The following is a 14,415-nucleotide window of genomic DNA, read 5'->3' as shown; positions in this document are numbered from 1 at the left end:
GGCCCCGTCCTGCCCCCGGCATCGGGCACCGCGCCTGCCGCCACGGCGGCTTCGGCCTCGGCGATGCAGCGCTTCCGGCGCACCCGGCGCAGCGAACTGGTGATCTGGTGGCGCGAGATCGATCGCGTGCTGCTGGGCCTGATCCTGGTCTTGATGATCGTGGGCGCGATTGCCGTGGCCGCGGCCTCTCCGGCCAGCGCGCATCGCCTCTCCACCCATCAAAAGGCGCTGGGCGATCTCTATTTCTTCTGGCGCCAGCTGGAAATGCAGGGGCTTGGCCTGCTCGGCATGTTTGCAGTGTCGCTCCTGCCCAAGGATACGGCACGGCGCGCGGCGATCATGCTCGCCGGCGTGATGGTCGTGGCCCTGATCCTGGTGCCGATCATGGGCACCGAGGTGAAGGGTGCCAAGCGCTGGGTGCTGGGCATCCAGCCATCCGAATTCCTCAAGCCCGGCTTTGCCATTGCCGTCGCGTGGATCCTGTCGTGGAAAGTGCGCGATCCGCACATGCCGGTGATCCGCCTGTCGATGGTGCCGATGCTGCTGGTGGCGGTGCTGCTGATGGCCCAGCCCGATTTCGGCTCCACCGTGCTGTTTGCCGGGGTGTGGTTTGTGCTCGTGCTGCTCTCGGGCCTGCCGCTGGCGCGGGTGGGCTGGGCGATGGGCGGGGCGATCGTGGCGGTGATCCTGGCCTATCTGTTCTATCCCAACGCCACGCACCGCATCGACAACTTCCTGTCGGGCGGGGCAGAGTTCGACCAGGTGGACCTGGCCATGCGCACGCTGGTGGCTGGCGGGTGGAGCGGCACTGGCCTGTGGCTGGGCGCGCGCAAGAACGCGCTGCCCGAGGCGCACACCGACTATATCTTTTCCGTGATCGGGGAAGAGTTCGGCCTGATCTCGTGCGCCATCGTGGTGATCCTCTACTGCGCCATCGTCCTGCGCGTGCTGCTGCGCCTGGTGGACGAGGAAGACCTGTTCACCGTGCTGGCGGCCACCGGGTTGACCGCGCAATTGGCGGGGCAGGCGTTCATCAACATCCTGGTCAACCTGCAACTGTTCCCATCCAAGGGGATGACGCTGCCGCTGATCAGCTATGGCGGTTCGTCCACCATCGCGCTGTTGCTGGGTGTCGGTTTCCTGCTCGCCATCACGCGCCGCAACCCCTATCTGACGCGCGAAACCTTCCATCTGGGCGAATTGACGCGCAAATGACTGCACAACCTCAACCCGGCGTATCGCGCCATTTCGTGCTGGCCGCTGGCGGCACCGGCGGGCACCTGATTCCCGCCTTTGCCCTGGCCACCGAACTGCACGCGCGCGGCCATCACGTGGCGCTGATCACCGATGCGCGCGGCGCCAAGATCCCCGGCAAGCCCGATTTCCTCACTGCTCATGTGCTGCCCGCCGGGCGCCTGGGCAAGAACCCGGTTGCCCTGCTCAAGGGTCTGCGCGCGATCTGGCAGGGCCGCTCGATGGCGCTGCGCCTGTTTGAAAGCTTTGCGCCGTCGTGCGTGATTGGCTTTGGCGGCTATCCGGCGCTGCCCGCGCTGCTGGCGGCGCGCGCGGCGCGCATTCCCACGGTGATCCACGAACAGAACGCCGTGCTGGGCCGGGTCAATCGCTACCTTGCCAAGGGCGTCGATGCCATCGCCACCGCCTATCCCGAGGTGGACCGCCTCGATCCGCGCTGGTGGGGCAAGGTGCATTTGGTGGGCAATCCGGTGCGCCCCGAAGTGCTGGCGCTGCGCGGAGAGCCGTTCCCGGAATTTTCCGAAGACAGCCTGTTCCGCGTGCTGGTGACCGGGGGCAGCCAGGGCGCGTCGGTGCTGGCGCAGGTCGTGCCCGATGGCCTGGCCATGCTGCCGCCCGCCTTGCGCCACCGCCTGCAGGTGACACAGCAGTGCCGGCCGGAAGACCTGGAAGCCGTGCGCGCGCGCTATGCCGCGCATGAAATTCCCGCCGAACTGGGCACCTATTTCGAAGACATGGCGAGCCGGCTGGCTGGTGCCCACTTGTTCGTTGGCCGTGCTGGCGCATCGACCATTGCCGAACTTACCGCCGTGGGCCGCCCGGCGATCCTGGTGCCGCTGCCGATCGCGACGGACGATCACCAGGCCGCCAACACCCGCGAAATGGTCAAGGCCGGCGGCGCCCGCGCGATCCGCCAGCCGGGCTTCACGCCCAAGGAACTGGCCAAGCAGATCCAGGCCATGGCGATGAACCCTGTGGGGCTGGCCAACGCTGCCCATGCCGCATGGAACTGCGGCTTGCCGCGCGCGGTGGAAGACCTCGCTGATCTGGTCGAAGGGTTTGGCGGGGCGCCGCTGATGGATGTGATCCGGGTTGACGGCAAGGCGGCCGCCCCGGCAACGGCTGGCGGCGAAGCGCTGGCTTTGGAGAATGAAGCATGAAGGGTGTCGGCGTCGAAATCGGCACGATCCATTTCGTCGGCATCGGCGGCATCGGCATGTCGGGCATTGCCGAAGTGATGCACAACATGGGCTATGCCGTGCAGGGGTCAGACATGGCGGAAAGCTATGTCGTTGAAGGGCTGCGCGCACGCGGCATCCCGGTGATGATCGGCCAGTGCACGGAAAACGTCGCCAATGCCCAGGTGGTGGTGACCTCCACTGCGGTGAAGCGCGACAATCCCGAAGTGGTGGCCGCGCTGGAAGCGCGCATTCCCGTGGTGCGCCGCGCGGAAATGCTGGCTGAACTGATGCGCCTGAAAAACACCGTCGCGGTGGCGGGCACGCATGGCAAGACCACGACTACGTCGCTGGTGGCCTGCCTGCTCGATGCTGGCGGCGTCGATCCCACGGTGATCAACGGCGGCATCATCAACTCCTACGGCTCCAACGCCCGCCTGGGTGACAGCGACTGGATGGTGGTGGAGGCCGACGAGAGCGATGGCTCGTTCTTGCGGCTCGATGGCACGATCGCGGTGGTCACCAACATCGATCCCGAGCATCTCGATCACTATGGCTCGTTCGAGAAGGTCAAGCGTGCCTTTGTCGAATTCATCGAGAACGTGCCGTTCTATGGCGCGGCGATGCTGTGCATCGACCATCCCGAAGTGCAGGCGATCATCCCGCAGGTGCGCGATCGCCGCGTGGTGACCTATGGCTTTTCCGCCCAGGCCGACGTGCGCGGCGAAGGCGTGACTCCCGAACCGGGCGGCAACCGCTTCACCGCCGTGCTGCGCCAGCGCGATGGCTCGTTCCAGCGGATCGAAGACATTCACCTGCCGATGCCCGGCCGCCACAACGTGCAGAACGCGCTGGCCGCGATTGCCGTGGCGGTGGAAATGGGCGTGCCGCACGATCTGGTGCGCACGGGCTTTGCCAAGTTCGGCGGGGTCAAGCGCCGCTTTACCAAGGTGGGCGAGGTTGCCGTGCCCGGTGGCGAGGTGGCGGTGATTGATGACTATGGCCATCACCCGGTGGAAATCCGCGCCGTGCTGGCTGCCGCGCGTGAAGGCGTGCGTGGCCGGGTGATCGCCGTGGTCCAGCCGCACCGCTTCACCCGCCTGCGTGACCACATGGAAGATTTCCAGGGCGCGTTCAACGATGCCGACGTGGTCTATGCCGCGCCGGTCTATCCCGCTGGCGAACAGCCGATCGAGGGCGTGGACAGCGCCGCCATGGTCGAAGGCGTCAAGGCGCGCGGCCACCGCAGCGCGCATCTGATCGCCGGGCCGGAAGCCTTGGCCGCCGAACTGGCGCCGCAGCTTCAGGCTGGCGACATGGTCGTGTGCCTGGGGGCTGGCGATATTACCAAGTGGGCGGCCGGCCTGGCGCCGGCGATCGTGGCGTTGCGGGGTGAGGGGTAATGGCGGGCAAGGCCTCTCACCACCCCCCGGCCCCCTCCTCTGAAGAGGAGGGGGAGCACAATGCCAATCCCCCCCTCCTCTTCAGAGGAGAGGGCCGGGGAGTGGTGGAAGCCACACCCGAGCTTCGCGGCAAGCTCACCCCAAACGCCCCGCTCGCCCCGCTGGTGTGGTTCAAGTCTGGCGGCACCGCCGACTGGCTCTTTGAGCCCAAGGACGTGGCCGATCTGCAGGCGTTCCTGGCGGCACTCGATCCGCAAGTGCCGGTCATGGCGCTGGGCCTGGGTTCCAACCTCATCGTGCGCGATGGTGGGGTGCCGGGCGTGGTGGTGCGCCTGGGCAAGCCCTTTGCCAAAGTCATGGCGATCGATGCCGTCACGCTCGATTGCGGGGGCGGCGCCTCGGGCATTCTCGTCTCGTCGACCGCACGTGATGCGGGGATTGCCGGCCTTGAATTCCTGCGCTCGATCCCCGGCACAGTCGGCGGCTTCGTGCGCATGAACGGTGGCGCCTATGGCCGCGAGGTCAAGGACATCCTGGTCGATTGCGACGTGGTGATGCGCACCGGCGAGGTGGCGCGTCTGTCGGTGGCAGAACTGGGCTATGCCTATCGCCATTCCGAGCTGACCGATGGCAGCATCGTGGTTTCGGCGCGTTTTCGCGGGCAGCCGGGCGAACCCGAGGCGATCCAGGCCGAGATGGACCGCATTTCCGCCGCGCGCGAGGCGAGCCAGCCGCTGCGCAGCAAGACCGGCGGTTCCACGTTCAAGAACCCCGATGGGCACAAGGCCTGGGCGCTGGTCGATGCGGCCGGGTGTCGTGGCCTGACCCTGGGCGGCGCACAGGTGAGCGAAAAGCACACCAACTTCCTGATCAACACCGGTACCGCCACCAGCGCCGAGATCGAGGCGCTGGGCGAAGACGTGCGGGCCCGTGTGAAACAGACACAAGGCGTGGAGTTGCAGTGGGAAATCAAGCGGGTGGGCCGAATCAAGCACGAGAATCTGCCATGACAGATCTGCCCCGGCTTCATGTGGCGGTGCTGATGGGCGGCTGGTCGAGCGAGCGGCCGGTGTCGCTGACCAGCGGCGAAGGCGTGGCCGGCGCGCTCGAGGCGCGCGGGCACACTGTCACGCGGATCGACATGGGCCGCGACGTGGCGCTACGCCTGGCAGAGGCCGCGCCCGACGTGGTGTTCAACGCGCTGCACGGCACGCCCGGTGAAGACGGCACGGTGCAGGGCATGATGGACCTGATGGGGCTGACCTATACCCATTCGGGCTTGGCCACCTCGGTCATCGCCATCGACAAGGAACTGACCAAGCAGGCCCTTGTGCCCCACGGCATTCCCATGCCCGGCGGCCGCGTGGTCAAGACCGCAGAACTCTACAGCCACGATCCGCTGCCCCGGCCCTATGTGTTGAAGCCGGTCAACGAAGGATCGTCGGTCGGCGTGGCGATCGTCACCGCCGAAGGCAACTATGGCAATCCGATTAGCCCGGATGCGCGCGGCCCCTGGCAGGAGTTCGATGAACTGCTGGCCGAGCCGTTCATCCGTGGCCGCGAACTGACCACGGCGGTGCTGGGCGACCAGGCGCTGATGGTCACCGAGCTCAAGCCCAAGACCGGCTTCTACGATTTCGACGCCAAGTATACCGACGGGTTGACCGAGCATGTCTGCCCCGCCGAAATCCCCGATGATATCGCCCAGGCGTGCAAGGACATTGCCTTGCGCGCGCACAAGCTGCTGGGTTGCAAGGGCACCAGCCGTTCCGATTTCCGCTGGGACGATGAGCGCGGGGTAGAGGGGCTGTTCCTGCTGGAGGTGAACACCCAGCCGGGTATGACTCCGCTCAGCCTCGTGCCCGAACAGGCGCGCCACCTGGGCATGGACTATCCCGACCTGGTCGAGGCGATCCTGGCCGAGGCGATCAAGGATGCGGCCGCGGCCAAGACCAGAAAGGGGGCTGGCTGACCATGGCGCAGACGATCCGGCGTGGTGGCAAGGGCGTGCGGCGGGTGGCCGCGCAGCGCGGGGCCAAGGCCAAGGTGCAGACGGCGCGCAAGCAGACCGGCTCTGCCATCGGCCATGTCATGCGCGTGCAGCCGTTCAGCGAGGAAACGCTGCACCGGATCTTGTTGACCGTGATCCTGGGCACCGCGGCCGTCGCGGTGTGGACCGTGGCCAATATCGCCGGGGTTCCCGCCCTGATGGAAAGCGAAGTGGCGCGCCTGTCCCATGGCGCGGGTTTTGATGTGAAGCGGGTGGAAGTGCGCGGGGTCAAGCGCATGAACGAGCTGACCATCTATGAAAAGGTGCTGGGCCAGCGCGACCAGGCGATGTCGCGGGTGGACGTGGCGGCCCTGCGCGAAACGCTGCTCGGCCTGCCGTGGGTCAAGGATGCGCGCGTATCGCGCCAGTTGCCCGATACCCTGGTGGTCGACGTGGTGGAGCGCACCCCGCACGGTGTGCTGCGCAAGGGCGACCAGTTGATGCTGATCGACGAAACCGGCCACGAACTTGAGCCGGTGAGCCCGGCCCGCGCCAAGGGCATGTTCGTGCTGTCGGGCGATGGCGCCGCCGCGCGGGTGCCCGATCTCAACCACCTGCTCGATGCCGCGCCCGCGCTCAAGCCACAGGTGGCCGAGGCCGAATGGATCGGCAACCGCCGCTGGAACCTGACGTTCAAGACCGGCCAGGTGCTGGCCCTGCCCGAAGGCGCCGACGAATCGGCCGCCGCGCTGCTCGAATTTGCGCGCATGGACGGGGTCAATCGCCTGCTCGGAGGCAAGGTGGCGAGCTTTGACATGCGCGCCAAGGACCGCACCTATCTGCTGGTGCCCGGCCATGCTGACGAGCTGGCCCAGGAACAGCGCGACAAGGCCAAGGCCAAGGCCGCCGCCAAGGCGAAGGACTGAACCGCCCGTGGCTGCACCCCGCATCACCAAGGTCTTTGCCGCCGTCAATCTTGGCTCGTTCCGCACCTCGGCGATGATCGCTGGCCTGTCCGAAGCGGGCGAACTGGTCGTGCTCGGCTCGGGCCACCGCGCCTCGCAAGGGATCAAGCGCGGCTATGTGGTCGATATGCTGGCCGCGACCCATTCGGTGCGCGACGCGATCGAGCGCGCCGAAAAGATGGCCAATACTTCGGTCACCCAGGTATTGGTCGGCTGTGCCGGCGCGGGCTTGGCCAGTTCCACCGCGCAGGTCGAGGTGGAGATCGGCGGCCGGCGGATCGAGGATGATGACATCCAGCACCTGCTGGTGGCCGCGCGTGATGTGATCCAGCCCGATGGCCGCACCGTGCTGCATGCCCAGCCGGCGCATTATACGCTCGATGGCGCGCATGGCGTGCCCAATCCCAAAGGGTTGCATGCCGATCGCCTGGCGGTGGATATCCACGTCATGCTCGCCGATGGCGCGCCGATCCGCAACATCCGCGAAACGGTGGAGAACGCGCACCTCAAGGTGGATGGCGTGGTGGCAGCGCCGGTCGCGGCCGGGCTTGCCTGCCTGATGCCGGAAGAGCGTGATCTGGGCGTGGCTCTCGTCGATTTCGGTGCCGAGGTGACCACCGTGTCGGTCCATGCCGGGGGCATGCTGCTGGGCATGCAGGTGCTCCCGTTCGGCTCGGGCGACATCACCGATGCCGTCGCCTCGGCCTTTGGCATTCGCCGTTATCAGGCAGAGCGCCTCAAGTGCATGTCGGGTTCGGCCATTGCCAGCCCGGCCGACCATCGCGAGATGATTCCCGTCAATGCCCCCGGCGATCCGGAAGGGGCAGGGCCAGTGGCGCGCCATGCCGATGACAAGAACCGGATTCCCCGTGCCGAGCTGATTTCGGTGATCACCCAGCAACTTGGCCACTTCACTGACGAACTGGGTCGCTGCCTCAAGGCCATGGGCTTTACCGGCACGCGCGGACAGCAGGTGGTGCTCACCGGTGGGGGTGCACAGTTGCCGGGCCTGGCCGACTATGCCCAGTCGGCGCTGGGGCGGCCGGTGCGCATCGGCGCGCCGCCGGCCATGCTGGGCCTGCCGCAGGGCCATGCCACGCCCAGTTCCTCCACGCTGGTGGGCCTGGTGCTGCACGCAGCGTCCGATCCGATCGATATCCGCAAGTTGACGATGGCAGCGCAAGGCGGCGGCTCGGCCACGTTGTGGGGCTGGGGGCGGCGGATCGTGCGCGCGCTCAAGGAATATTTTTAACGGTTATGGCACCGATCCCGGCCTTTCGTCGCACGAAGCAACCGGATCGGCTGATTTCGGCGCGAAATAGGCGATCGATCTTGTGGAAAAGCGCCGATCGCCTTTGATTCGATGAAACGTTCCGTGCCAAAGCTGGAAAATCCGCATTTCGGCCGTTCCGGCCTCCGACCCGTCCCAACCGCCCGACCCGCAAGGGCCAACCCGTAAGGGAGACCGACATGAGCATCAACATCGGACCGCCGGCCATCGACGAGCTTCGGCCCCGTATCACGGTGATCGGGGTGGGCGGCGCAGGCGGCAACGCCATCGCCAACATGATCGGTGCCAATATCGAAGGCGTCGACTTCGTCGTGTGCAACACCGATGCGCAGGCGCTGAACAACTCGATCGCGGAAAACCGCATCCAGCTTGGGCCGGCGATTACGCAGGGCCTGGGTGCCGGCGCCCGCCCCGAAGTGGGCCGCGCCGCCGCCGAAGAAACCCTGCCCGAGCTTGAGCGCATTCTCGATGGCGTGCACATGGTGTTCATCGCTGCCGGCATGGGCGGCGGCACCGGCACTGGCGCTGCGCCGGTGATTGCCGAGGCAGCGCGCCGCAAGGGCGTGCTCACCGTGGGCGTGGTCAGCAAGCCGTTCCTGTTCGAAGGCACGCGCCGCATGCGCTCGGCCGAAACCGGCATCGAGGAACTGCAAAAGCACGTCGATACGCTGATCGTCATTCCCAACCAGAACCTGTTCCTGGTCGCCAAGGCGGAAACGACCTTCAAGGAAGCGTTCCAGCTGGCCGACGAAGTGCTCCAGCAGGGCGTGCGCTCGATCACCGACCTGATGATCATGCCTGGCCTGATCAACCTCGACTTTGCCGACGTGCGCTCGGTCATGGGGGAAATGGGCAAGGCGATGATGGGCACGGGTGAGGGCGAAGGCCCCAACCGCGCGCTCGAAGCGGCCGAACGCGCCATTGCCAATCCGCTGCTCGATGGCGTGTCGATGCAGGGCGCCAAGGGCGTGATCATTTCGATCATCGGCGGCGACGACATGAAGCTGCTGGAAGTGGACGAAGCGGCCAACCACATCCGCGAACTGGTCGATCCCAATGCCAACATCATCTGGGGTTCGGCGTTCAATCCCGATCTCAACGGCAAGATCCGCGTTTCGGTGGTGGCCACCGGCATCGAACAGAGCATGGAGCAGGCCGAACAGGCTGCCCGCCCGGTGAATCTGCCCGGCGGCACGCGTGGCCCGGCCTTTACCCCGGCCGCCGCGCCGCGTCCGGCGATCGCCATGCCCACCGCGCCGCAGGCACCTGCCGCCGCCACGCCGCCGCCCGCAGCCCCGGCCACGCCGCCGGCTGCCCCGGCCCAGGCCTGGGCGCCCGAGCCGGAAGCAACGCCGCCGGCTGATGATCCGCTGGACCTGACGTTCGATCTCGGTGCCGATCCGGCCCAGGACTATACCATCGATCCGGCGCCGGCTGAGCCCACGCCGCGCCTTGGCCTTGGCGCCGGGGCCGAGCCGGAACGCCCGACCCCGCGCGTTGGCGGTGGGGCAGGTGGCAGCACGTTGTTCGAACGCATGGCCAATCTCTCGCGCGGAGCGGCCCGCACGGAAGACGCGGAAGAGAGCGAGGATTCCGCCTCGCTCAGCATCCCGCGCTTCCTGGGTCGCCAGAACAACCAGTGATCGGCGCGGGCGGTCGTCGGTGATGACCGTTCGCTGCCCTGCCATTTTCACGATGCCATCTTCCCGATGCCGTCATCAGGCCGCCACTTTCCCCAGCGAGAGTGGCGGCTTGTTGTTCTGGCTTAAGACGCAATAGACTAAGGCGGCGCCACGATGACATTCCAGACTTTCCCCGCTCGCCCGAATCAGCTTCGCGGCGCCGCGCGCACCGCCCTGGCGCTTGCCCTGCTGGTCGGCGCAACTGCGCCAGTGCTGGCGCAGGATCTTTCGCAGATGCCGCAGCAATCGGTGCTCGATACGCCGGCCAGCCGCACTGCCCGCCCGGTCGCGCGCCCGGTGGCGCCGCTGCCAATGGTATCGAGCCCGGTGGTGCAACCGCTGCCCACCACCAGTGCCGCCCCGGTCGAGACCGGCAGCGTGTCGCGCCCGGTGGTGCAGCCGCTGCCAACCGGCGACGGGCAGACGCTTGATGCCGCGCTCGCCCGCCTGGCGCGCGATCCGCGCAACGCCGATGCGCTGCTCGATGCCGGCAATGCCGCGATGGCGCTGGGTGACGTGGATGCGGCGCTCGGCTTCCTGCGCCGCGCTGACGAGGTTTCACCGGGCAATGGCCGCATTAAGGCGCAGATCGGCAAGGCAATGCTGCGCCACAACGATCCCGTTGCCGCGATCCGCGCCTTTGATGATGCAGAGCGGGCCGGGGCCGATCAGGCCGCCATGGCCGGCGATCGCGGCCTGGCGCACGATCTGGTGGGCGATAACGCCATGGCGCAGCGCTATTACCAGCAGGCCCTGGCGCGCGCGCCGGATGCCGAAGTTACCCGCCGCCTAGCCTTGAGCCTGGCGATCGGTGGGGATCGCGCCGGTGCCGAGCGGGTGCTGGCGCCCCAGATCGCGCAGTCCGATCGCGCCGCCTGGCGTGTGCGCACGTTCATCCTCGCCATTGCCGGCCAGCCTGACGAGGCCGTGACGGTGGCCAATGCCTCCATGCCGCCGCAACTGGCCGCCGGCATCGCCCCCTATCTGCGCTATCTGACGCGGCTGACCCCGGCGCAGCAGGCCGCCGCCGCCAATTTCGGGCGCTTCCCGCGTGCAGCCGATATCGGCCGCGATGACCCGCAGATCGTGCAATACGCGCAGAGCCATCCGCGCCAGGCGCCGGTCTTGCTGGCCCAGGCCGCCCCGGCCGCGCCGGCAGCCGCCACGCCGGTGATCCGCCGTGATCGTCGCGGACGCATTATCCCGACACCTGCGCCAAGCACTTCGGCGCCGACCCAACTGGCGCAGAACAGCGTGGCGCAGCCCTTGCCGAGCATTCCCACGGCGACCCGCCCTGCCGCCGCGCCGGTGACATCTGCGCCAGCCCCGGCGCCCAGCTATCCGCCAGCGCCCACGCCCAGCTATTCGCCGGCGCCTGCGCCCACACCGGCCATTGTCCTGCCGCCGGTTCCCGCGGCCCGGCCCGTGCCCAGCGCACCGGCCTATACCCCGCCCGCACCGGTGCAGACGGCCATGGCGCAGCCCGCCGCATCGCCGCTGCCCGCGCCGCAAACCCTGGCGCAAGCGCAACCGCAGCCCCAGCCGACCTCGCCAGCACCGGCCCAACTGGCGCCTACTCCCGCGCCGCAGCCAGTGCCGGCTGGCGCGGCGCCTTCGCCCGATGGCTTTGCCACGCTCTTTGCCGGCTTTACCGCCCCCGCCGAAGAACAGCAGCGCCCCACCGTGGCGGTCGATATCGCCGCGATCCAGGCGGCCAACGAACGTGCGGCGGCCGAACGCGCCGCGATCGAGGCGCGCAAGGCGGCCGAGGCCAAGAAGCTGGCCGACGCCAGGAAGGCCGCTGCCGAAAAGAAGGCGGCCGCTGAAAAGAAGCTGGCCGATGCCAAGAAGGCCGAGGAAGCGCGCAAGGCCAAGGAAGAGGCCAAGCGCCTCGCTGCCAATCCGGCACGCACCTGGGTGCAGGTCCTGACCGGCGGCAACCGCGCCAAGATGGGCAAGGAATGGGCCGGGCTTCAGGCCAAGGCGCCCGAACTGCACGGGCGCAAGGCATACGTCACATCGTGGAACCGGGTCTATCGCCTGGTCACCGGGCCGTTCCCGAGCGATGCCGCCGCGCAGGAATTCGTGGCCAAGCTCAAGGCCAAGGGCGTCGGCGCGTTCCAGTTCGACAGCCCCGCCGGCCAGGCCATGGACAGCGTTTCGGCCAAGTGATTCTGCCGCGCCTGCCCCGGATCGTGATGCCGGGGTGGGCGTGGCGGCGCTTGTCCACAAGTTTTGCACAGCGTTGTCGAGTTTTGCCCAAGGCTGGGCTAACGGTCGATTGTCGGCGGCCAATCGCTCCGCGATGGAACGAATGGAAACCACGGTCGCTGGTTAAGGCGCTGGCATTCTCGCTGGCATGGGCACCGTGTGAGGGGGCGTGATGATGCGAACCGGCCACGACGACAGCGACCGCGACGACGCCGCGCCGGTAGACATGCTCGCCTCGCTGTTCGAAGCGCGCGGCTGGCCCTGCGAATTCGTGTCGGACGACGAGATCCATGGCGAAGTGCAGGGCTCCTGGGCCACGTACCAGTTGCGCTGCATCTGGCGCCCCGAAGACCATGTGCTGCAAATCCTCTCGCTGCCCGATATCCGCGTGCCCGATGACAAGCGTGGCGCGATGTTCGAGGTCATGGCGCTGATCAACGAGCAGGTCTGGCTGGGGCATTTCGATATCTGGTCCAACGGCAGCGTGCTGCTTTACCGCCACGGGCTGATGCTGGGCGACGATGGCCTGCTCAGCCTGCACCAGGCGCAGGTGGCGATCGAAGCGGCGGTGGACGAATGCGATCGTTTCTATCCCGCCTTCCAGTTCATCCTGTGGGGTGACAAGAGCCCGGCCGATGCGCTGGCCAGCGCGCTGGTCGATGCCGCCGGCGAAGCCTGAATTCGGAGCCATTTGCTGATGACCTATTCCTTCCTCCAGTTCGGCTGTGGCAACATGGGCGGCGCGATGCTGACCGGCTGGCTCGCCAGCGGCATTGCCCCGGCGGCCTTTACCGTGGTCGATCCGCATCTGCCCCAGGCGCCGGCTGGCGTGCGCCTGCTGCGCACCGCGCCGACCGGCGAAGCGCCGCCCCGTTTCGTGCTGCTGGGCTTCAAGCCGCAGGGCCTTGCCGCCGCCACGCCGGCGATCACGCCGCTGGTGGGGCAGGGCACGATCGTGCTGTCGATCCTGGCGGGCGTCGACCTCGCCACTTTGCGCGCGCGGTTTCCGCAGGCTGGGGCCGTGGTGCGGGTCATGCCCAACCTGGCGGCGGCCCTGGGCAAGTCGCCCATCGCGCTGGTGGGTGATGGCGACCCTGCGATCAATGCCGAAGTCACGCAGCTGATGGCCCCGCTCGGCACCGCCGAATGGCTTTCTGACGAGGCGGAGATGGACCTGGTTACCGCGCTGGCTGGTTCGGGCCCGGCGTTCATCTATCGCGTCATCGATGCCCTGGCGGCCGGTGCTGCCGATCTCGGCCTGCCGCGTGCGCAGGCCGATCGCCTGGCATTGGCCATGGTCGATGGCGCCGCGGCGCTGGCCGCTGCGTCGGAGCATGGCCCGGGCGAACTGGCCCGCCGCGTTGCCAGTCCGGGTGGCACCACGCAAAAGGGGCTCGACGTGCTCGATGCCGATGATCGGCTTGCCAGCCTGATGCGCGATACGCTGCGCGCGGCCCGCGATCGCAGCGCGGAAATGACCGAGGAAGCCCGCGCCGCCGGCTGATCGGCGGGCACTGCCCGGGAATACATTTTGTCACATTTTCCGGGCACCGGTTTCGCTTGAAAGCGGGGCGCGGAAGGCCGATATTGCCGGCATGGGCGATTTTTGCCCGCAATGGAGAAAGTGCAAGCACATGGCAAACTGGAACGATCCTCGGCCCTCGCAGACGGGCTTCGGCGCGTCTCCGAGCCTGTCGGGCGCCTATGGCCGTGGCGACGTGTTTGACGCCGGCCTGCGCCGCTACATGCTTTCGATCTACAACTACATGGCCTCGGGCGTCTTGCTGTCGGGCATCGTCGCACTGGTGTTCGCCACCAGCGGCATGGCCGCCGCCGTGTTCGGCACCCCGCTGCGCTGGGTTGTCGCACTGGCGCCGCTCGCGTTCGTCATGGTCATGAGCTTTGGCATCAACAAGATTTCCACCGGGACGCTCAAGGCGCTGTTCTGGGCGTTCAGCGTGACCATGGGTCTGTCGCTGTCGTCGATCTTCTTCGTCTATACTGGCGCATCGATCGCGGCCACGTTCTTTGCCACCGCCGGCGCTTTTGCGGGTCTGAGCCTGTTTGGCTACACCACGCGCAAGAGCCTGTCAGGCATGGGCACGTTCCTGATCATGGGCCTGTTCGGCCTGATCATCGCCTCGGTGATCAATCTGTTCCTGGCCTCGCCGGGCCTGGCCTGGGGCATCAGCTTCCTCGGCGTGCTGATCTTTGCCGGTCTGACGGCGTATGACACGCAGCGCCTCAAGGAGCAGTATGCCTATGTGGCGGGTACGGCCATGGCCGAAAAGGTCGTGGTGATGGGCGCGCTGACGCTCTACCTCGACTTCATCAACATGTTCACCTCGCTTTTGCAACTGATGGGCGATCGTCGCTGATCACCCCATTGCCTGCCCAGCGGGGAATACGGTAGATTGCGTGCCCGGCAACCTTTTTGGTTG

At 67.4% G+C, this 14,415-nt stretch carries 12 protein-coding genes; all 12 read left to right on the top strand.

The annotated features are described in order from the left end of the window. The first annotated feature begins 63 nt into the window (after nucleotides 1–63). The 12 genes from IP65_RS02165 (at nucleotide 64) to IP65_RS02110 (ending at nucleotide 14,352) form a co-directional block, all read left to right on the top strand. Entirely contained in the window at nucleotides 64–1,215 is a 1,152-nt protein-coding gene (locus IP65_RS02165; protein ID WP_231627547.1) for an FtsW/RodA/SpoVE family cell cycle protein, read from the top strand. Continuing rightward, nucleotides 1,212–2,414: an undecaprenyldiphospho-muramoylpentapeptide beta-N-acetylglucosaminyltransferase gene (murG, locus tag IP65_RS02160; protein ID WP_054130588.1), complete on the top strand. Its 1,203-nt coding sequence runs from the start codon at nucleotides 1,212–1,214 to the stop codon at nucleotides 2,412–2,414. Before IP65_RS02165 ends, murG begins: the two co-directional genes overlap by 4 nt. Then, nucleotides 2,411–3,835, top strand: a complete 1,425-nt coding sequence (gene murC / locus IP65_RS02155) for a UDP-N-acetylmuramate--L-alanine ligase (RefSeq protein ID WP_022675972.1) — start codon at nucleotides 2,411–2,413, stop codon at nucleotides 3,833–3,835. The genes murG and murC overlap by 4 nt, the downstream gene beginning before the upstream one ends. Before the next feature lie 104 nt (nucleotides 3,836–3,939). Further along, nucleotides 3,940–4,845: a UDP-N-acetylmuramate dehydrogenase gene (gene murB, locus IP65_RS02150; RefSeq protein WP_054130883.1), complete on the top strand. Its 906-nt coding sequence runs from the start codon at nucleotides 3,940–3,942 to the stop codon at nucleotides 4,843–4,845. Beyond that, on the top strand, nucleotides 4,842–5,807 hold the full coding sequence (locus IP65_RS02145; RefSeq protein WP_054130587.1) for a D-alanine--D-alanine ligase: 966 nt from the start codon (nucleotides 4,842–4,844) through the stop codon (nucleotides 5,805–5,807). The genes murB and IP65_RS02145 overlap by 4 nt, the downstream gene beginning before the upstream one ends. Before the next feature lie 2 nt (nucleotides 5,808–5,809). Next, on the top strand, nucleotides 5,810–6,751 hold the full coding sequence (locus IP65_RS02140; RefSeq protein WP_054130586.1) for a cell division protein FtsQ/DivIB: 942 nt from the start codon (nucleotides 5,810–5,812) through the stop codon (nucleotides 6,749–6,751). Between the two features lie 7 nt (nucleotides 6,752–6,758). Next, nucleotides 6,759–8,042 carry a cell division protein FtsA gene (gene ftsA, locus IP65_RS02135; protein ID WP_054130585.1) on the top strand — a complete coding sequence of 428 codons (1,284 nt, stop codon included), beginning with the start codon at nucleotides 6,759–6,761 and terminating at the stop codon, nucleotides 8,040–8,042. 218 nt (nucleotides 8,043–8,260) lie between these two features. Then, nucleotides 8,261–9,724 carry a cell division protein FtsZ gene (gene ftsZ, locus IP65_RS02130; RefSeq protein ID WP_054130584.1) on the top strand — a complete coding sequence of 488 codons (1,464 nt, stop codon included), beginning with the start codon at nucleotides 8,261–8,263 and terminating at the stop codon, nucleotides 9,722–9,724. 153 nt (nucleotides 9,725–9,877) lie between these two features. Continuing rightward, nucleotides 9,878–11,935 (top strand): SPOR domain-containing protein, encoded by a 2,058-nt coding sequence (locus tag IP65_RS02125; protein ID WP_054130583.1) that lies wholly within the window; start codon nucleotides 9,878–9,880, stop codon nucleotides 11,933–11,935. A gap of 214 nt (nucleotides 11,936–12,149) precedes the next feature. After that, entirely contained in the window at nucleotides 12,150–12,653 is a 504-nt protein-coding gene (locus IP65_RS02120) for a YbjN domain-containing protein (RefSeq protein WP_028658410.1), read from the top strand. An 18-nt stretch (nucleotides 12,654–12,671) separates the two neighbouring features. Further along, nucleotides 12,672–13,478 (top strand): pyrroline-5-carboxylate reductase, encoded by an 807-nt coding sequence (locus tag IP65_RS02115; protein WP_054130582.1) that lies wholly within the window; start codon nucleotides 12,672–12,674, stop codon nucleotides 13,476–13,478. Nucleotides 13,479–13,608: 130 nt separating this feature from the next. After that, nucleotides 13,609–14,352 (top strand): Bax inhibitor-1/YccA family protein, encoded by a 744-nt coding sequence (locus IP65_RS02110; RefSeq protein WP_054130581.1) that lies wholly within the window; start codon nucleotides 13,609–13,611, stop codon nucleotides 14,350–14,352. The last annotated feature ends 63 nt before the right edge of the window (nucleotides 14,353–14,415 follow it).

This window comes from Novosphingobium sp. AAP1 (assembly GCF_001295765.1).
GTDB lineage: Bacteria > Pseudomonadota > Alphaproteobacteria > Sphingomonadales > Sphingomonadaceae > Novosphingobium > Novosphingobium capsulatum.
The sequence above is the reverse complement of the archived record's forward strand: the minus strand, read 5'-3'. Positions and strand labels throughout refer to the sequence as shown.

Coding starts and splice junctions, on each gene's coding strand:
- ftsZ (WP_054130584.1), top strand. CDS start 8,261: ATGAGCATCAACATCGGACCGCCGGCCATCGACGAGCTTCGGCCCCGT.
- IP65_RS02110 (WP_054130581.1), top strand. CDS start 13,609: ATGGCAAACTGGAACGATCCTCGGCCCTCGCAGACGGGCTTCGGCGCG.
- IP65_RS02145 (WP_054130587.1), top strand. CDS start 4,842: ATGACAGATCTGCCCCGGCTTCATGTGGCGGTGCTGATGGGCGGCTGG.
- IP65_RS02140 (WP_054130586.1), top strand. CDS start 5,810: ATGGCGCAGACGATCCGGCGTGGTGGCAAGGGCGTGCGGCGGGTGGCC.
- IP65_RS02125 (WP_054130583.1), top strand. CDS start 9,878: ATGACATTCCAGACTTTCCCCGCTCGCCCGAATCAGCTTCGCGGCGCC.
- murG (WP_054130588.1), top strand. CDS start 1,212: ATGACTGCACAACCTCAACCCGGCGTATCGCGCCATTTCGTGCTGGCC.
- IP65_RS02115 (WP_054130582.1), top strand. CDS start 12,672: ATGACCTATTCCTTCCTCCAGTTCGGCTGTGGCAACATGGGCGGCGCG.
- IP65_RS02165 (WP_231627547.1), top strand. CDS start 64: ATGCAGCGCTTCCGGCGCACCCGGCGCAGCGAACTGGTGATCTGGTGG.
- IP65_RS02120 (WP_028658410.1), top strand. CDS start 12,150: ATGCGAACCGGCCACGACGACAGCGACCGCGACGACGCCGCGCCGGTA.
- murC (WP_022675972.1), top strand. CDS start 2,411: ATGAAGGGTGTCGGCGTCGAAATCGGCACGATCCATTTCGTCGGCATC.